At 49.1% G+C, this 17,635-nt stretch carries 16 protein-coding genes; 5 read left to right on the top strand and 11 right to left on the bottom strand.

Annotated features, from left to right (window positions below; all coding sequences use genetic code 11):
• Positions 1-174: 174 nt before the first annotated feature.
• Positions 175-1,146 carry a signal peptide peptidase SppA gene (sppA, locus tag MSMTP_RS02595; RefSeq protein WP_082090469.1) on the bottom strand — a complete coding sequence of 324 codons (972 nt, stop codon included), beginning with the start codon at positions 1,144-1,146 and terminating at the stop codon, positions 175-177.
• A 636-nt stretch (positions 1,147-1,782) separates the two neighbouring features.
• Here sppA and metG point away from each other — a divergent pair.
• On the top strand, positions 1,783-3,909 hold the full coding sequence (gene metG / locus MSMTP_RS02590; protein WP_048177625.1) for a methionine--tRNA ligase: 2,127 nt from the start codon (positions 1,783-1,785) through the stop codon (positions 3,907-3,909).
• Positions 3,910-4,120: 211 nt separating this feature from the next.
• Here the strand turns inward: metG and MSMTP_RS18305 are convergent, their stop codons facing one another.
• The 7 genes from MSMTP_RS18305 to MSMTP_RS02555 form a co-directional block, all read right to left on the bottom strand.
• Entirely contained in the window at positions 4,121-4,588 is a 468-nt protein-coding gene (locus tag MSMTP_RS18305) for a type IV pilin (RefSeq protein ID WP_197076125.1), read from the bottom strand.
• Positions 4,589-4,811: 223 nt separating this feature from the next.
• Positions 4,812-5,273, bottom strand: a complete 462-nt coding sequence (locus MSMTP_RS02580) for a type IV pilin (protein WP_048177622.1) — start codon at positions 5,271-5,273, stop codon at positions 4,812-4,814.
• Positions 5,274-5,451: 178 nt separating this feature from the next.
• Positions 5,452-5,985, bottom strand: a complete 534-nt coding sequence (gene cyaB / locus MSMTP_RS02575) for a class IV adenylate cyclase (protein ID WP_048177621.1) — start codon at positions 5,983-5,985, stop codon at positions 5,452-5,454.
• Between the two features lie 308 nt (positions 5,986-6,293).
• Positions 6,294-6,689 (bottom strand): Zn-ribbon domain-containing OB-fold protein, encoded by a 396-nt coding sequence (locus tag MSMTP_RS02570; RefSeq protein WP_048177620.1) that lies wholly within the window; start codon positions 6,687-6,689, stop codon positions 6,294-6,296.
• 6 nt (positions 6,690-6,695) lie between these two features.
• The gene (locus MSMTP_RS02565; protein ID WP_048177617.1) at positions 6,696-7,868 is read right to left on the bottom strand and encodes a thiolase domain-containing protein; all 1,173 of its coding nucleotides are present in this window, start codon (positions 7,866-7,868) and stop codon (positions 6,696-6,698) included.
• 15 nt (positions 7,869-7,883) lie between these two features.
• The gene (locus tag MSMTP_RS02560) at positions 7,884-8,933 is read right to left on the bottom strand and encodes a hydroxymethylglutaryl-CoA synthase (protein WP_048177615.1); all 1,050 of its coding nucleotides are present in this window, start codon (positions 8,931-8,933) and stop codon (positions 7,884-7,886) included.
• 51 nt (positions 8,934-8,984) lie between these two features.
• Positions 8,985-9,725: a helix-turn-helix domain-containing protein gene (locus MSMTP_RS02555; RefSeq protein ID WP_048177613.1), complete on the bottom strand. Its 741-nt coding sequence runs from the start codon at positions 9,723-9,725 to the stop codon at positions 8,985-8,987.
• A gap of 212 nt (positions 9,726-9,937) precedes the next feature.
• Here MSMTP_RS02555 and MSMTP_RS02550 point away from each other — a divergent pair, with 212 nt between their 5' ends.
• Positions 9,938-10,729, top strand: a complete 792-nt coding sequence (locus MSMTP_RS02550) for a Dna2/Cas4 domain-containing protein (RefSeq protein WP_231582896.1) — start codon at positions 9,938-9,940, stop codon at positions 10,727-10,729.
• A 100-nt stretch (positions 10,730-10,829) separates the two neighbouring features.
• Here MSMTP_RS02550 and MSMTP_RS02545 read toward each other — a convergent pair whose 3' ends face one another.
• Positions 10,830-11,117: a hypothetical protein gene (locus MSMTP_RS02545; protein ID WP_048177609.1), complete on the bottom strand. Its 288-nt coding sequence runs from the start codon at positions 11,115-11,117 to the stop codon at positions 10,830-10,832.
• Positions 11,118-11,338: 221 nt separating this feature from the next.
• On the opposite strand from MSMTP_RS02545, the gene MSMTP_RS02540 reads away from it, so the two are divergent.
• Positions 11,339-13,255: a phosphoadenosine phosphosulfate reductase family protein gene (locus MSMTP_RS02540; RefSeq protein ID WP_048177607.1), complete on the top strand. Its 1,917-nt coding sequence runs from the start codon at positions 11,339-11,341 to the stop codon at positions 13,253-13,255.
• A gap of 226 nt (positions 13,256-13,481) precedes the next feature.
• Here the strand turns inward: MSMTP_RS02540 and MSMTP_RS02535 are convergent, their stop codons facing one another.
• Positions 13,482-13,733: a protease inhibitor I42 family protein gene (locus MSMTP_RS02535; RefSeq protein ID WP_048177606.1), complete on the bottom strand. Its 252-nt coding sequence runs from the start codon at positions 13,731-13,733 to the stop codon at positions 13,482-13,484.
• Positions 13,734-14,299: 566 nt separating this feature from the next.
• Positions 14,300-15,403, bottom strand: coding sequence for a DNA polymerase IV (dinB, locus tag MSMTP_RS02530; RefSeq protein WP_048177604.1), 1,104 nt, complete (start codon positions 15,401-15,403; stop codon positions 14,300-14,302).
• 250 nt (positions 15,404-15,653) lie between these two features.
• On the opposite strand from dinB, the gene MSMTP_RS02525 reads away from it, so the two are divergent.
• Complete coding sequence (locus MSMTP_RS02525; RefSeq protein WP_082090467.1) at positions 15,654-16,541, top strand: energy-coupling factor ABC transporter ATP-binding protein; 888 nt, start codon at positions 15,654-15,656, stop codon at positions 16,539-16,541.
• A gap of 168 nt (positions 16,542-16,709) precedes the next feature.
• The gene (gene cbiQ, locus MSMTP_RS02520; protein ID WP_048177602.1) at positions 16,710-17,516 is read left to right on the top strand and encodes a cobalt ECF transporter T component CbiQ; all 807 of its coding nucleotides are present in this window, start codon (positions 16,710-16,712) and stop codon (positions 17,514-17,516) included.
• Positions 17,517-17,635 lie beyond the last annotated feature (119 nt).

Here is a 17,635-nt window from a genome sequence, read left to right as displayed (position 1 = left end):
TATAGTCAATGACCCAAATTCCTTCACCAATCTCAAGTGAAATTTTAACCACAGAAAACACGGAATAAAGGATATGGGAGCACAATCCTTCCGTGTTTTCGGTGTCTTCCGTGGTTATAGTATAAAGTGTAAATATTTACGTCCAGGACTATAGTTCCAGATCTTTTTAACACTTCATGCCTGGATTTTCCCGTAGGGGCTTTCTTCATAATAACTAACAAACTGCCGGACTGCATCGGAACTCGAAGCATCGGAACTCGACGATTCCGAGCCCAGGAGCAGTCTTGAGAGGGTTGCTCTGTTCATATACACGACCCTCGGTTCCCCTTCGATGCCTCCAAGTTCGGCAGCCTTATCAATGGCGTCGTAAAGGTTTCCCATTTCGTCTACAAGTCCGAGTTCCTTAGCCGTTTTCCCCGTATATATGCGCCCGTCGGCAATGGCCTTTACATCACCCCGCGTCATGTTCCGTCCTTCGGCAATCTGGGCCACGAAGTCTTCATAGCTTTCGAGAACCACCCTGTCAGCGTGTTCTTTTTCCTCATCAGTGAGTCCGCGCCAGGAGCCGCCCATGTCTTTCAGTTCCCCGGACTTTGAGATGTAAAACTCAACTCCCTCTTCCTCATAGAAAGCAGACATGTTCTGGAAGATCCAGATCACCCCGATCGACCCGGTGCTTGTGGAAGGATTTGCAATAATGTAGTCCGCCGGAGCCGAGATGTAGTAAGCAGCACTGGCAGCCATATCTCCCATAGAGATCACCACAGGGACGCCTTCTTCCTGGGCCTTCTGGATCTCGCCTACAACTTCCTGGGCAGCTGCGGGTGACCCCCCGGGGCTGTTGACCCGGAGCACTATGGCACTGACCTGTTCATCTTCCACAGCCCGCTGGATATTTTCAGAAATTTCTTCGGAGGTTGCATACCCAAGCCCGGAAGGGATGTTTCCGGTAAGCATGGTGCCCTGGACATAAATTACGGCCACCTTATCCGAGGTACCCAAGTCCCCTTCAAAGCCAAAGCCGTAAAAAATTGCCATCATACTTACCCCTATGACCAGAAGCAGGGCGATTACCACGACCACGTAAGATATGTGGTTGCGTTTCTTTTTTTCAGGTACCGGGGAAGAAGAGGTGTTTGAATCCATGATTTAACTCTCGCGTCGCTAAACATCAATATTAACCTATTTGGAATTAAGAATCGATTTTGGATTACGAATCAATTACGTATTCAAGCCCCTGACTTAAGGAAATGAGAATTTTTCCGGAAGCAAAACGGAAAGGGCGGAAATCGGGAATAAAACCCTCTGTCACCAGGACATCCGAATAGGAGTTCTTTTCGGCATTCATTATTAATATTACTTTCCGAGACCCCTTTTGAAACCACTTCCGGATAATAGATCGAAGATACTACGTCGAAGGTAATACATCAAAGATGCTAAGTCGAGGGTAATACATCGAAGATACTAATCGAGGGTAATCGAGGGTAATCGAGGGTAATACATCGGAAATATAAGTTCAGGGAACCTTTCCTCCGAAGAATTTAATAAAAAATTCATAGGACCATGCCGATAAATTAATTTTCCTGGCATTATACCCGTCTTAAAACAGGTCTGAAAGGATTCCACATCCCGGCCAAAAGCACCGAAATCGTCTTTTTACACATAAAACTATAAACTATCCCTTCAAAAAGCTTCCCTTTAAACCTGCAATAAGCGAAATATATTTTAGAATTGCAGACGTCCAAGAGGGATATATCCGTAAAATAATACATGGAGATTAGAATGTCAAAATCATCCGATAAACCCGTACTTGTTACCTGCGGCCTGCCCTACGCCAACGGAAAGGCCCATGTAGGCCACCTTCGGACTTACGTACCCGCAGATATCTTTGTCCGCGCCCTCAAGAAGGAGGGGAGGGACGTTACCTTCGTCTGCGGTTCGGACACACACGGCACTCCCATTGTCGTTAACGCCGAGCAGCTCGGGATCACTCCCGGGGAACTTGTAGAAACATACCACAAACATTTTGACGAGACCTTCAAGCAGCTGGGGGTTAACTTTGACGCCTTCGGGACCACTGACGACCCTGAAAACCATAACAGAACCCTGGAAATAGTCAACAAGCTGATAGAAAAGGACTACGTCTACCCAAAGACTATCGAAATTGCCTACTGCCCGAAGTGCGACCGTTTCCTCCCTGACCGCTATGTGGAAGGGACCTGCCCCCACTGTGGGGAAACCGCACGTGGGGACGAATGCGATCAGGGCTGCGGAAAGCACCTGGAACCCGGAGAACTCAAAAGCCCTGTCTGTACCATCTGCGGAGGGCCTGCCGAGTACCGCAAGCAGGAGCACTTCTTCTTCAAGCTTTCCGAATTCAGTGACTACCTGATGAACTACCTTTCAAACGAGCTAGGAGGCACCACCAACGCCAGGAACTACGCGCTTGGTTGGGTAAAGCAGGGCCTGGAAGACTGGTGCATCACGCGAAACCTGGAATGGGGGGTTAAGTTCCCCGGCCACGACGACCTGGTGGTCTATGTCTGGGTTGACGCACCCATAGGGTACATGGCCTTCACGGAAGAATGGGCTGCCCAGGCCAACGATTCCTGGGAGAAGTACTGGAAAGGTGACGGGGAGATAATCCATTTCATAGGAGGAGACATCACCTACCACCACTGCATCTTCTGGCCTGCCATGCTCAAAGGTGCCGACTACTCCGTACCTACGGACGTTGTGGCCTCAGGCATGGTCAAGATCGAGGACAAGACCTTCTCCAAGACCAGGGGCTATGTGGTCTGGGTCGGGGAAGACTACCTGGACCACGGCTTCCACCCGGATATCCTGCGCTACTACCTGGCAAGCTACACTTCCCATACCAAGGAACTGAACTTCTCCTGGCGCGTGCTCCAGGAAAAAATCAACACCGAGCTCGTGGCCGTACTCGGAAACTTCCTGTACAGGACAATGCTCTTTGCCTTCAAGAACTACGGGAAAATCCCTGAAGGGGAGATCGAGCCGGAAGTTAAGGAAAAGATCGAAACTGCGATCAACGAGGTCAACGCCGCCATGGAAGAGTACGAGTTCAAGAAAGCAGTGGACACCGCTATGGCCCTGGCATCATTCGGGAACATATACTTCCAATCCCACGAGCCCTGGAAACTTATCAAAGAAGATAAGGAAGCCTGCGGGCAGGTGCTCTACAACTGCCTCCAGCTTGGAAAGGCCCTTACCCTGCTCTTCGAGCCCGTACTCCCGGGAAGCATGGAAAATGCCTGGAAAGGCCTCGGCCTGGAAGGAGACGTGCACGAGGCACAGTATTCAGATGCCCTCGTACCCCTGAAGGCTGGCAGCGGATTTGCAAAACCGAAGATCCTCTTTACCAAGCTCGAAGACGACAAGATAGGGGAAATGGAAGAAATCTCCAGTGAGAGGGTCAGGATTGCCATTGCAAAGCAGACCGGTCCAAAGGAAGGTAAAGAAGAAAAGGAAGTAGCCAAATCCGAAGGCAAACCCCCGGCAACAGAAGAAAAGGCTGAGGCAAAGCCCGAAGAAGAGGGAGAAGAGGAAGAAAACCTCCCCCAGATCGAGTACGACGACTTTGCAAAGCTCGACATCAGGGTAGGAAAAGTCCTTGTGGTCGAAAAAATAAAGAAGTCAAAGAAACTCCTGCGGATCGAAGTGGATATCGGTGAGCCCGAACCCAGACAGATCGTCGCAGGCATGGCCCCCTACTACGATCCCGAGGAACTGGTAGGAAAGAACATAATCGTGCTTGCCAACCTGAAACCCACCAAACTCTGCGGAGTCAAGTCCAACGGCATGATGCTCGCAGCCGACGACGGTGGGGAAATTGTCGCGGCCCTTATGCCGGATAAGGAGCTCAAACCCGGCTCAAGGATAAGGTAAGAATAAGAATCCAGGGTAAGAATCCGGAATTGCCGGAAGATTATTGAAAAAAGCTTCTGATTCCAGCGAATCAGAAGTATTAATTTTTTTATTCACGAATATTTTGTTATTCACGAATATTTTGTTATTCACGAATATTTTGTTATTCACGAGTACTTCGATTCAAGGCATTAAAGGAAGTTTTCGATATCCATCCCAGAATTTAAAATCATCATACAATAATTTCCTGCCTTAATATCACAAGCTTCTGGTCTCCGTCAACGACCTTCAGGAAGATGGTATCCCCTGAATTAATCGAATCTATTTTGCCCGTGTTTTCAGGTTCCAGAGGAGTCAGACACACATTCACCGTGTCGCCTGCTCTGATGGTTGTACCATATAAACCGGTAATATTAAGTTCAATGCTCTCCCCTTCGACCTCGATAAGTACCTTTGTGTTGTCCTGGAAAGTGAAGGGCTCCCCTCCATTGTGGCTCAGGGTTATTGTATCTCCTTCAAGATCGCCCCCGTCAAGCCTACCCATTCCAATATTTGTGGAATAACCCTGCAAAATCCCTGTAAGAGAACTGGAACTAATTACAGTTGCAAAGATAATAGTTAATAAAGTAACCAGGGCAACCCCAACAAGAGGAGAGATAGCTTTATTATCTTTAAGAATGCCTGTTGCCGTTACTTTCACCCCACATAAAAACCATTTTTGCAAACATAAACCCACTTTTCCGATATAAAAACAACTTGTTCCACATACTAAAATTGTTTTCAAATAGTATAGGTGGTTCAGGATATATAACTTTTAAGATCGAGTGCTAAAAAAATATAGAAGTTAGTATGTTTACTCCTGGTTGGTATGTTTAACCTCTGGTTGGTATTTTTTGCCCCTTATACATTACAACGTAAAGTACTCAGACCACAACTTCCTGCCTTAAAATCACAAGTTTCTGATCCCCGTCAATGACCATCAGGAAGATTTTATCCCCTGGTTTAATATTATCGATTTTGCCTGTATCTTCCGGGTTTGCAGGAGAAAGGTGAAGGTCTACCGTTTCACCCGCATTGAGGGTGCTTCCGTACAAATGGGAAATATTGAGCTCAAGGTTATTCCCTTCGACATTGAGAAGCACTTTTGTATTTTCTTTGAAGGTGAAGGGTTCTCCTCCATTGTGGCTGATTGTTATTGTATCTCCTTCAAGGTTGCCTCCGTCAATCCTGCCTATACCGAGGTTTGTAGAGTAGCCCTGCAAAATCCCTGTGAGAGAACTGGTCCCGACCACAGCTGCAAGAATAATGGTTAGTAAAGTAACCATAACAACCCCGACAACAGGAGAGATAGCCTTTTTGTCCCTAAAAACCCCGCTTGCAGTCACAATTATTCATCCCCTGATCTGAAAGTCATTTTTAACACATGAAAATCATATTTAGATAGAATAGATAGATACATTTATATAATCGTTAAGACATTTATAAAAAAATGGGCATTGATAATAACTGCCCATTGAAAAATTAAGCTATTTTAGCTTTTCCAAAAAGAAAAAGAAAGTAAATTCAGGTGTTCAGTTTTTCAAGCACCATTTCAAGATAGGAAGTACGGATTGAGTCCTCCTCACTTATCCCAAACTGCTTTAAAAACTCAAAAAGCTTAAGCCTGATCGGGCCAGGTTCCTGCTCTTCCTCGACAACAATTTCCACTTCAAGAAATTCCCCGAGACCTTCGACGGAATCAAGGCAAACGGTAATGTCCCCGGCCCTGAAGACTTCCCGACTTTTCCTAACAGCCCCTGCTTCCGAAAAACCCAGGGCATGGAGGATTTCGGTGGTGTTTTTTTCGTCCACAACAGTTTCAAACTCTTTCCGGGTTTTAGAGACACTGTCCAATTTAGGCCCCTTATAGGTCAACACAGCCCTTCCGTCCAGGTTCCGGATCCTCAGTGCCTCGTCGGTTTTTGCAAAATCCCGGTATGGAGCAGCGAAATAGGTATCGGACTGATCCTCAACCCTTATTTTTACTGCCCTTATATTTTCAAGGATGAGGCGGACCTTTGAGAGATCCGCTTTTGCCTTGATTTCCACTTCAATCATGTTTTCTCGATATCCCCAGTTCAATCCACTGTGTTCAATTCTTCACGAGATTTAAAGTTACATGATTCAATCCACTATGTTAAACTATCCACAATAGTTAGTCCACAATAGTTAGTCCACAATAGTTAGTCCACAATAGTTAGTCCACAATAGTTAGTCCACAATAGTTAGTCCACAATAGTTAGTCCACAATAGTTAGTCCACAATAGTTAGTCCACAATGTTAGGTCGGCCCTGGGATTCGACCCCCAATGTTAGATCAGTTACCGGATTCAATCCACAGAAACCCGGAACCGAAATCTGACAGGGTCACGCATCAGCAGGGATGAATTTGGTCCCGTAGTAGATCATGCCCCGGTCGCCGCCTTCGCCAAGTTTCCGGAAGACGGAACTAACACGCATCCCGATGTGCACCTTTTCGGGGGAGCCGACCACCTGGGCGGTGAGGCTCGGGCCCTCATCCAGTTTGATGATGGCAAGGGCGTACGGAGCCTGCTCTTCAAAGCCTTCGGCAGCGGTGCGGATAACCGTATAAGTAACGATTTCACCTGTGCCCTTGAACCTGTAAGGCTCGATCTGCCCAAGACGCCTGCAGTTCACGCAGGTCTTGCGGGGCGGATAGAAGTATTCACCGCACTCCGTGCAGTGAGTGCCTTCAAGGTTGTACCGGCTATCAAGATTTCTCCAGAATCTGGGTACTGACATTGAATATCACCTCTCCCTCGAAAATATGTGTACTACTGCTGTTGCTCCTGACCCTCCGACATTGTGGGCCATCCCGTACTCTGCACCTTCTACCTGACGTTTTCCGGCTTCACCGCGCAGCTGGGTTACGATTTCCACAGCCTGCTTGATACCGGTGGCTCCAACAGGATGTCCGCAGGCTTTCAGACCGCCTGAGGTATTGACAGGGATCCGGCCTCCAATTGCGGTTTCACCTTCTTCGGTAAAGATTCCCCCTTTGCCTTTCTCTGTGAAACCGAGGTCTTCCACGGCGCAGATTTCAGCAATTGTGAAACAGTCGTGCACTTCCACAAGGTCAATGTCTCCGGGGCCCAGCTTTGCCATCTCATAAGCCCGCTTTGCAGCCATCACCGACGCGTCCAGGGTTGTTATGTCCCTGCGGTCGTGAAGCGCAATGGTATCGCTTGCCTGGGCTGTGGCCTTGATGTAAATGGGAGTGTCGGTGTACTCGTGGGCTACTTCAGCCGGAGCCAGTACAAGGGCCGCAGCTCCGTCCGTAATGGGGGAACAGTCAAAGATGTGCAGGGGGTCTGCTACCATTATAGAGTTCAGGACCTGGTCGACCGTGATTTCGTTCCTGTACTGGGCAATGGGGTTCAGGCAGCCGTTCCTGTGATTTTTCACCGCAACTTCGGCGAGCTGTTCGCTTGTAGTCCCGTACCTGTGCATGTGCAGCTTTGCGATCATTGAATAGAGTCCCGGGAAAGTTGCTCCTGCCATGCCTTCCCATTCCCGGTCAGCTGCTGCTGCAAGGGCTGAGGAAGCTTCTTCGGACCCGACATCCGTCATCTTTTCGGCTCCTGCCGCAACCACGATGTCGCCGTAACCGGAAGCGACGGTCATAATCGCCTGGCGAAGAGCAAGCCCTCCGGAAGCACAGGCAGCTTCAACCCTCGTGGCAGGGACGTGCAGGTTCCTGGAAAGTCCTGAATAGTCCGCGATCAGGGCCCCGATGTGCTCCTGATCGACAAAACGGCCTCCACTCATGTTACCTACATAAAGGGCGTTAATGTCCTTTCCGCCCACACCTGCATCTTCAATTGCACCGATACCGGCTTCTACCACGATATCCCTCAGGGAACGTTCCCAGAGTTCCCCGAACTTCGTGTTCTTTACTCCGATAATTGCTACGTCTCTCATATACTCACCCCGTTTTCAGGCCAGGCGTATCTTGCCTTTGTGCTTGGCATATCGTGCATAGTCAATGTATATAGGGTCCTTGATAAGTTCGGAAACCGTCGGCGCCCTGTTCCGGATCTCTTCGATTTTGTCGGTGACCGTTATGCTGAAGGCATCGGACCCTGCCCCGGACCCGAAAGCCGTCGCAAAGATCCGGTCCCCGGGTTTTGCCTGGTCCAGGGTTGCCGCAATGCCCATAAGGCAGGAACCGGAATAGGTATTTCCGATCTTCGGGACCACAAGCCCGGGCTCAATCTGGGCTCTGCTAAAACCGAGCATCTTTGCAGCTCTGGTCGGAAACTTCCCGTTTGGCTGATGGAAAACCACATAATCGTAATCTTCGGGCTTTGTCCCCATCTTTTCCATAAGCCCTCTGGCCCCGTTTGTAACATGCCTGAAATAGCCGGGATCTCCCGTAAAGCGTCCTCCGTGTTCCGGATAGGGCATTCCCTCCCTTCTCCAGAAGTCAGGGGTGTCAGTTGTAAAAGAGTAAGTATCTTCAATGATAGCAGCAATTTCGGATTCTTTGCTTCCGATAATGCAGGCAACTCCGCCTGCAGCTGCAGTGTATTCGAGCGCGTCACTGGGGGCTCCCTGGGAAACGTCAGCCCCGATTGCCAGGCCAAGATCGATCATCCCGGAACTCACAAGCCCCATGCAGGCCTGGACTGCCGCAGTCCCTGCCTTGCAGGCAAACTCAAAGTCTGCCGCAGTCATTACCGGGGTTGCCCCGATAGCCTGAGCGACAATCGTGCTGGTGGGTTTTACAGCATAGGGGTGGCTTTCAGAACCCGTATAAACAGCCCCGATTCTTGAGGGGTCAATTTCGCTCCTTGCCACCGCAGACCTTGCAGCCTCAACTGCAATGGTAGCTGCGTCTTCATCAACATCAGGAACGGATTTTTCATATACCATGAGTCCTTTTTTCAGGGCCTCTGCGTCATCGCCCCAGAGCCGGGCGATTTCCTCGATTTTTATACGGTATCTCGGGACGTATGCACCGTATGATACGATTCCAATGGTCATATTCTCACCTGTTTTTGGAAAAAATTCAGGGAATAAAGTTACCGGAGAAGGTCATTCCTTCACGTGGTACTTACTGTATTTTTTAAGTGTCTGGATGATCTGGTCAAGGTCCATGGTAGTTGCAAGAACAGGGATGCGGTCGACCTCTGCCATCTTAACGGCAACAGGCTCGACCTCTTCTTTTCGAAGCCCCTGGAGCACAACTGCCCCGGGTTTGAGATTGGTGACCCGGATAGCTACCATGGGAGATTTCCCGGTTGTCACCTTGGTAAAGATCATAGCCCGGTCCGTACTCCAGCCATAGAGTTTCTGGAACTCGTGGGAAGAGAGTTCCAGGATTGCACGCTGGCTGTCGATCACGGAGAAACCGTAAAGAGGCCTCTCAGATCCTTTATAGACCACTTCAGCTTCGATCAGGTTAACCAATTTTGCAAGCTGTATGGGGATAGTGTATTCGTATGTAGAGTAAATAGCTTTCGAGCTGTTTTCAGAACTTAGCATTGTTTCGTAAGCATGGATCTTCTTTCCGCCCCGCTCTAAATCAATCTCGATCAGGGACTCCACGATTTTCCGGACGATAAGAGTCCCGGGGGACTTTCTTCTCCCGCTTTCATAGTCGCTGATAACGGAGGGGGAAACCTTCAGGTAATTTGCAATATCGGTCTGAGAGATCTCAAAGTTCAACCTCCACTTTTTCAGTGACTCTCCCGGCTTATCCGAAAGAGTGATCTCTCCAGCCATTTTTTCCGCCAGGCGGTTTCGAAGATTTTCTGATGATTCATTGGATGTCATGACTCACATACCCTATGATGAAACAGTCCCATATATATTTAACGAATGTGGTTTCGTCAATTGTCGGGAATTTATCCGTACCTGATTTACAAAAAAATCTCCGCTCGAGATTATAAGACATATCCGGTTTACAGTCAAATCTTCCTTCAATTATTTATATTACATTCATCATAAATTAATATGTAATGCCTGCAGATTCCCGAAGTCCGGAAATGAGCGTTTCTGACCTCATACTATATATTAGCTGCCCAAGACGGGTGTACTTTGCCAGCCGGGGTTTTGAACTTATTGCCGAAATGAATGCTTCAAGAATTGAAAGGATGCTCCTGAAAGAGCTTGCCCTGACGTATCCGGAAATTCTGAATAAGTGTTCGTTAAATGCCGATAGCCTTTACCATGAACTCGATGCCTCCCTGGATAGAGCTCAAAAAGACCTGCCACTTTTGTTTCCGGGGGAACTCAAGGAAACGGGGCAGGAGATGCTTGAAGAAGCTGCGGCAGCTGCAAGAGCCCGGCTTCAGGAAATTACAAGCAACCTTCTCCTGGCCCTGGAAGAATACGGGAGAGAACCCCTGCTTGCGGCAGTCACTCCCGTGAAAACCGAGTCTTTACTCTCCTCCGCCCGCCTGAACCTGAAGGGCGTACCTTCAAAACTGGTCTGTTTCGAAGACACCCTTGTCCCCTCCATCATCAGGCCCGGGAACTGCCCCACTCAGGGCGTATGGGCCTCGGACAGGCTGCGTGCGGCAGCTTTCACCCTCTTACTGGAAAACGAATCAGAAAAAGAAGTCCCCTTTGCCTTTGTAGAGTATGCGGCATTCGGCTTTCTCCGAAGGGTAACGGTCCGCAGTGCCGACCGCAGGGAAGTCCTGAAAATCACCAGGCGCGTGGAAAAAATAAAAGCCGGGTTCATGCCCGAAAAGAAAGAAGGAAAACTCTGCGACCACTGCAGTTTTGCCGAACATTGCAGTTCCAGCTCCTCCCTCCTGTCAAAATTCTTTTAGGAATCGACAAAAAAATGGAAAGGCCAGGAATTCGGAAACGCCGGAATATCTATCCTTTTAAGAGAACTCAGGTTTCCAGTGTGCCAGAAGTACCCGGAAGTCAGTGCAAGATTTCCACACGAAAGCCTTTTTTCGAACCAACGACCGCATTATACAGTGCCCCGGTGATAAGCCCTATGAAATAGCCCGAGACCCCGTAAAAAACGGGCAGGCTGACTATCGCCCACTTCCCAAAAATCAGGGAAAAAATTCCCAGGGAATCGGGCATTGAAAAACCCATAAACGCGGTGACTGTTGTGAAAAGCCCGAAGACTAAACCCATTGTCCCGTAGAGTATGGCAAGGATCTTGCCGTATGCAACCGGGTCTATTTCCTTAACGATTACCATAAAATCCCCCCTTGTATGTTATAATTCTGATTTTTATTGTATATATAGTATGTATCAAGGAAAGGGAATAACGCAACAGTGAGTACATCGAAATAACAAAAAAATCAAGGATTCAAAAAAATCAAGGATTCCGAGCCTGAAAAATTATGGATGTCAAGCCCCGGAAATCCGGGCTTAAAGCCAAAGCCTTTTAAAGGTGGACTGCTCTCAATCAGCGTGACATGTCCAGACCAGCATACCTTGGCAAAATGCTCCTGCACTGGTGCGAGGCCTGCAATGTGCCCGTGCTTGGAAAAAAGTGTGGGTGCGGCAAAAAGACTCAAAAAGTCGAGGTCACCCCTCCCGGAGACATCCGCCCGGCTTTTGATTATGATATCAAGCGCATAAATACTATTTCTGAAAAACAGTTCAACGTCCCCCTGATCCCCGAGGGGCACCTCACGGTTCTGAACAAGGCTCCTTACGATGACCGGATGGACGAAATCATAGTGGACGGGAAAGTCCTGGCTTCCATCAGGTTTGAAATAGAGAGTTGTGAATGGGTCATCCTCCCCCGCCTCGAAGGGGCAAGGCGGCTTTTCCATGGAAGGGACCCGGAAAGTTTGAGTGGAAATTTGAAGAAATGGGTCATCATAGACGAAGGAGTGGTACCCTTCATCCTGGAAAAAGGAGCAAGTGTCCTTGCCCCGGGGGTGCTGGACGCGGACCCCGGGATCCGGAAAGACGATGAAGTGGTGGTGCTTACCCCCACAGGAGACGTTATCTGCTGCGGAAGAGCCCGGATGGCAGGGCAGGAGATGCGTGATGAAAAACGCGGGAATGCCGTGAAGCCGCGCTGGAGCGAAGCCCCGGCTGAGGCAAAGATCCCTGCCGGAGGACAGAGCTGGGACGACGCAGTAAGGGCAAATGAAAAGCTTCTGGACGCAATGATAGAAGAATCCCACACATTCATCCGAAACGTTGCCGGAAGCATTGACAAGAAAGTCAGCGTATCTTATTCCGGAGGGAAGGACAGCCTTGCCGTGCTCCAGCTTGTTGACGAAGTCCTTGAAGATTACGAAATCCTGTTTGCCGATACCGGGATTGAGTTCCCGGAGACCCTGGAAAACGTCCGGGAAGTTGGCACATACTACGGAAAACCCCTCAAGATCACCAGTGCTGGGGACGCGTTCTGGGACTCCATAGGGGTTTTCGGCCCCCCGACAATGGACACCCGCTGGTGCTGCAAGATCTGCAAACTGGGCCCCATAGTTCGGCTTATCGACGAGAATTACGAAAATGGGTGCCTGAGCTTCATCGGGCAGAGGCAATACGAATCTCATGCCCGCGCCATGAGCAAGAAGGTCTGGAAAAACCCCTGGGTAGGAAACCAGGTGGGAGCCACCCCAATCCAGGAATGGACCGCCCTGCACATCTGGCTCTACCTTTTCAGGACAAAAGCCCCTTACAATCCCGCTTACGAGAAAGGCTACGACCGGATGGGCTGCTGGCTCTGCCCCTCATCATCCCTTGCCGACTTTTTCCAGCTCGAGGAAAGCCACCCCGAACTTGCGGAGAAGCTAAACTTTCATCTCCTCGCCTATGCTGAGCGCATGGGCCTCTCCCCGGAATGGGTGAAGTACGGCTTATGGCGTTATAAACGGTATCCCAAAGTCCTCATGGAACTTGCGGAGAAAAAAGGAATAAAACTGCTCCCGAAACAGGCTACCCCCGAAGAACTCCACCTTGAAGTCACCACGGGTTACAGGCCCTGCAAGGTAGGAGGAATTTCTGCGGACGGGAGTTTCGGGCAGGCCGTGGACATCGAAAGCCTGAAAGAGAGCGGGATGCTAAATGCCGTCGGAAAGGCATCTTACATCGAAGGTGCGGCTTCGGTCGCAGCCGGAGAGTCCAGAGCCCAGGTATTTGCATCAGGAAACGTCAACGGGAGAAGTGAAAACGAAAAACTCGTGAAAAAACTGATGAGGAAGATGGAACTCTCGGTGAGAAGGGCAATTCTCTGCCAGGGCTGCGGGATCTGCGTAGGGCACTGCGAACACGGTTCGATAAAAATGAAAGCCGGAAGGGCAGAGATCAAGGACACCTGCACACACTGCGGAAACTGCATTGAAGTCTGTCCACTTGCAAAATTCATGTAAGTTGATCACATGCAAGCTGATCAGTATGAAGAAAAAGATAACATATCCCAACTAAGGAATAGAAAAACAGCAGCAATTAAGGCTTAATGTGAAAGAGCAGGAAAATGTAAAAATGAGCATTCAGCTTCAGGTCGGGCACCTGAAGCTATTTTCCGATCAGGGGTCACTGATCCGGCAAAGGGAACTGTTCCGGTTCAAAGTAATATTGAGCAACCTTTGTGGGGTTTCATTCGGCGTCTATATTGATTTCAAAACAGCTTACAATCTGGTTTCCTTTACGACATGTTCCTGTAATTTTCTGGCTTCCAGAGGAGATCACCTGGATTTCCCATATGCGGTAGCCGCCTTCCAACGCTACATCGCCGTTGGAGACGTATCTTTCGCTCATAACCTCAAGGCCGTTGCTCGTTGCTATGTCCCAGGCAAAACCCGTGTCCGGATTCTCCGGGAACTGGATGGTAAACGGTCTCCTCAGCATGTTATTCCCTCTCCTAACAGTCTACTAACAAATCCGTCCTTCCCTGTACCACTTGATACGTTCTTTGCCATTCCTGAGCGAATATCCTTATAGTTTGCCATTTTACAGGAAATTCGCATGCAGATAGGATCTACAGTAAAAATAGCCACATCTGAAAATATGGGAATGGAAACTCAGGTCATGGACGCAATTTTTAATCATTAATCCATATAGATATTGGATTTCTTGTGTGATAAATTTTGTGAAAAAATATTTCACAGGGGTTAACATAAAAAAGGAAGTATAAAATATAAAACGCAACTTGTAACCGTTGCAGATGCATATATAAACAGCATTGAAATATTAATTTATGAATTTATATCCACCCTGCCATAGGCAAAAAAAGGTAAACAAAAAGTCCTGCCCCGGGGGAGTCAGAATTTCAAAAATTCTTGGTAGGTAAACCTCAGGACCTTTAAGCTGCACTTTACCAGGCTCAAGACCCATGAAGGACAAAACCTGAAAAATCAGGCTCCTTGGGCACAAAACCTGAAAAATCAGGCACCCTGTGGACGAAACCTGAAAAATCAGGCACCGTAGTCAAAAAGGCTGGTCTGACCCTTCTTTTTCTGAAGCCCCCCAACCCTTACCCCCACACGCCGGAGTTCGATGGAACTTTCCGAAAGGAAAGCGTCGAGAATTTCCCGGGCGGTCTCCAGGAGAATTGCTCTTTCCGAGACGGGATGGTTCAGGGTCCGGCTCTTCGTGTGCGTCCTGAAGTTCGAATTTATCACAGTTATGGTAACGACCCTGAAAGCCAGTCCCCTTGCATCCAGTTTTGCAATAACATCCTCGGCAAGCCGGTCCACCAGCGGATAGATCAGCTCGGGATCCAGGGTATCTTCGAAAAGAGTTGCAATCCTTCCTATCTGCTCGGAACCTTCCCGCTCCTTTACGGGAGAATCGTCAAGCCCTGAAGCAGACTGCTTGAGCCAGGTCCCCCTGACCTTCCCGAAAACCGAGATCAGCCCGATCACGTCATACTCTGCAAGTTCCCCTACCGTGGAAACCCCCATTTCCTGGAGTTTATCTGCGGTTACGTCCCCGAGTCCCCAGAGCTTCGTAAGTTTCAACGGACCAAGGAAAGCGACAACACCTTCCGGTTTCACCATCGTAATCCCGTTGGGTTTTTTCACCGAAGAAGCCATCTTTGCAATAAGCTTGTTCGGGCCGACACCCACGGAACAGGTAAGCTTCTCTTTTTCCCGGACCTCGGCTTTTATTCGCGCCCCGAGCTCGAAAGCCCTGTCAAAGTCTCCTCCGACCCGTTCCGTAACCTCCAGGAACGCCTCGTCAATGCTTATCTGCTCAAAGGCATCCCCTTTCTCCCCGGAATCCGCATAGCTCCGGAGAATTTCCATGACATTGTCCGAGACCTCTTTGTAAAAATCCTTCCTGACCGGCAAAAACACCGCATCAGGGTTCAGTTTCTTTGCCCTTGAACAGGGCATCCCGGACCTGATCCCGGACTCCCGGGCAATGTAGTTGCAGGTGCTGACCGACCCGCTCAGCTCACTTCTCCCCGAGAGCATACAGACCACAACAGCTTTTCCCCGGAGCTCGGGGTTTTCCCGCTCCTCGATGGAGGCATAAAAAGAGTCCATGTCCACATGGAGAACGATCCGCTGCATTGAAAGAAAAAATGCATGGAAGCTTTGTATAATTATCCGTCATTGCCTGTCAACGCCTTCAAGTTCTTAAAAACAAAGCAACAAAACACAAACCATAATAAATAAAAACAATAACCTCTTTTGTGTTAACACTGTTTTTCAAAAAGTTAACAGCGAGTTCCAGCTTACGGGATTCCGCTTATAATATACCACTAATGGCACACAACTTACGGGACAGCACTTACGGGACACTACTTACAGGAAGTTATCGATGAAGCAAAAACAAGATCCCATGAATAACTTAATCAAGAAAAGAGACGGGACTCCTGTCCTCGAGATAAAAAAGCTCTGCCACAGGTACCCTCACCTTTCCGAAAACGCCCTTGACAACATAAACCTGAAGATATACAGAGGGGAAAGGGTCGCGGTACTGGGAGCCAATGGGGCAGGGAAGTCCACCCTCTTCAAGCACCTTAACGGGATCCTGAAACCGCTCTCAGGGGAAGTGCTGGTAAAGGGAGAGAAGCTTACCAAAAAGAATGTCCGGGACTGCCGGGAAACCGTTGGGATCGTCTTCCAGGACCCGGACGACCAGGTACTTGCCCCAAGCGTGGAAGAAGACGTGGCTTTCGGGCCTATCAACATGGGGCTTTCCAGAGCCGAGGTGGAAGCAAGGGTAAAAGAAGCCCTGGAAATGGTGGGGCTCAGCGGCTTTGAAGAAAGGGCTCCGCACCACCTCAGCGGAGGGCAGAAGAAACTGGTTGCAATCGCCGGGGTCCTTGCCATGCGCCCCGAAGTAATCGTGCTCGACGAGCCGACAGCCGGCCTCGACCCCCTAAGTTCCACCCGAGTCCTGGACCTGATAATGAAAATGAACCGGGAACTCGGGATTACCCTGCTACTCTCCACCCACGACGTGGACGTGGTGCCCTATTTCGCAGAAAGGGTGTTCGTCCTCCACCACGGGAAACTTGAAGCCGACGGGAGCCCGGAAGAAATATTCAGCGACCCCGAACTCCTCGGGAAAGCCCATCTGAGACTTCCCAGGGTTGCCGAAGTTTTCGAACTGTTGAGGCAGGAAGGAATCAATGCAAATATACAGATCACAGCCGAATCCGCCAAAAACGAGATCTTGCGGATCATGAGACCGGGACATTAAAAGCATGGGAATAAGATGAAAGTTTGAGAGAGATGAAAGTTTGAGAGAGATGAAAGTTTGAGAGAGATGAAAGTTTGAGAGAGATGAAAGTTTGAGAGAGATGAAAGTTTGAGAGAGATGAAAGTTTGAGAGAGACCTGAAAAAAGATGCCGGATGGAGAATAACTCAATGGTAAGCCTTACCGATATCGAGCGCGAGTCATACAAAAACAGCCCCGTGCACCGGCTCGACCCCCGGATAAAATTGATATTCACACTTTTAGTGATCATTTACGTCGTGAGCCTGCCCCGAATCCATGAACAAAACATAGTGCGCCTCCTGTCAGTGGAAACGTATCTGCTACTCCTTGTCCTTCTTGCGGGGCTGGACCTCAGGTACTTCGGGCTGCGAATCCTTGCCGTACTGCCTTTCGGACTCGGAATAGCCCTCTTCCAGCCATTCATCAGGCACTCTTTCGTGGAAAGCTACACTCCTTATCCACTGGACCTACCCTTCGGGCTCAGTGTCACCTACGAAGGGCTGGCTTTCGGGACCACCCTTCTCATGAAATTCCTGGTCTGCGTAACAGCGGTAATCCTGCTTTCCTCCACCACCCGGATGCGGGATATGGTAACTGCAGCCGACAGGCTGGGCGTCCCCCGGGAGTTCACCCTGCTTTTGAGCATGATGGTGCGCTACCTCTTCCTTTTCTGGGCCGTCCTGAAACGCATAAGAATTGCCCAGCAGACCCGGCTCTTTGACATCTGGAACAAAGATGTGCCCAGAAAATGGGTTCTTGAACAGGTAGGGCACAGCATAAGCTCAATTTTCATACGCTCCTACGAACAGGGAGAAAAAACCTACATTAGTATGCTCTGCAGGGGATACGGGAGCGGGCATGAGAAGGCATATTACAGGATGAAAATAGGGCTTAAAGATGGAATTTTTTTGTTTGTAAGCCTCGGCTGTGTCCTGAGCATCCACTTTTTTATTTGACTAGAGATCCGAAACTGGAAGCCCCCAACTCAGGAAGAAAATAATGGGTGCACCCCTTCATTCAAATCTTTTTTTCAGAGAATCGCCTGGAAAAACATCCGAATATTAATACCGAGCCC

It is taken from the genome of Methanosarcina sp. MTP4 (assembly GCF_000970045.1).
GTDB lineage: Archaea > Halobacteriota > Methanosarcinia > Methanosarcinales > Methanosarcinaceae > MTP4.
The sequence above is the reverse complement of the archived record's forward strand: the minus strand, read 5'-3'. Positions and strand labels throughout refer to the sequence as shown.

Excerpts from the sequence above, each read along its gene's own strand:
- MSMTP_RS02525 (WP_082090467.1), top strand. The coding sequence starts at position 15,654 with ATGAAGCAAAAACAAGATCCCATGAATAACTTAATCAAGAAAAGAGAC.
- dinB (WP_048177604.1), bottom strand. The coding sequence starts at position 15,403 with ATGCAGCGGATCGTTCTCCATGTGGACATGGACTCTTTTTATGCCTCC.
- MSMTP_RS02555 (WP_048177613.1), bottom strand. The coding sequence starts at position 9,725 with ATGACATCCAATGAATCATCAGAAAATCTTCGAAACCGCCTGGCGGAA.
- metG (WP_048177625.1), top strand. The coding sequence starts at position 1,783 with ATGTCAAAATCATCCGATAAACCCGTACTTGTTACCTGCGGCCTGCCC.
- MSMTP_RS02540 (WP_048177607.1), top strand. The coding sequence starts at position 11,339 with ATGTCCAGACCAGCATACCTTGGCAAAATGCTCCTGCACTGGTGCGAG.
- MSMTP_RS02545 (WP_048177609.1), bottom strand. The coding sequence starts at position 11,117 with ATGGTAATCGTTAAGGAAATAGACCCGGTTGCATACGGCAAGATCCTT.
- MSMTP_RS02565 (WP_048177617.1), bottom strand. The coding sequence starts at position 7,868 with ATGAGAGACGTAGCAATTATCGGAGTAAAGAACACGAAGTTCGGGGAA.
- MSMTP_RS02570 (WP_048177620.1), bottom strand. The coding sequence starts at position 6,689 with ATGTCAGTACCCAGATTCTGGAGAAATCTTGATAGCCGGTACAACCTT.
- sppA (WP_082090469.1), bottom strand. The coding sequence starts at position 1,146 with ATGGATTCAAACACCTCTTCTTCCCCGGTACCTGAAAAAAAGAAACGC.
- cyaB (WP_048177621.1), bottom strand. The coding sequence starts at position 5,985 with ATGATTGAAGTGGAAATCAAGGCAAAAGCGGATCTCTCAAAGGTCCGC.
- MSMTP_RS02550 (WP_231582896.1), top strand. The coding sequence starts at position 9,938 with ATGAGCGTTTCTGACCTCATACTATATATTAGCTGCCCAAGACGGGTG.
- cbiQ (WP_048177602.1), top strand. The coding sequence starts at position 16,710 with ATGGTAAGCCTTACCGATATCGAGCGCGAGTCATACAAAAACAGCCCC.
- MSMTP_RS02560 (WP_048177615.1), bottom strand. The coding sequence starts at position 8,933 with ATGACCATTGGAATCGTATCATACGGTGCATACGTCCCGAGATACCGT.
- MSMTP_RS02535 (WP_048177606.1), bottom strand. The coding sequence starts at position 13,733 with ATGCTGAGGAGACCGTTTACCATCCAGTTCCCGGAGAATCCGGACACG.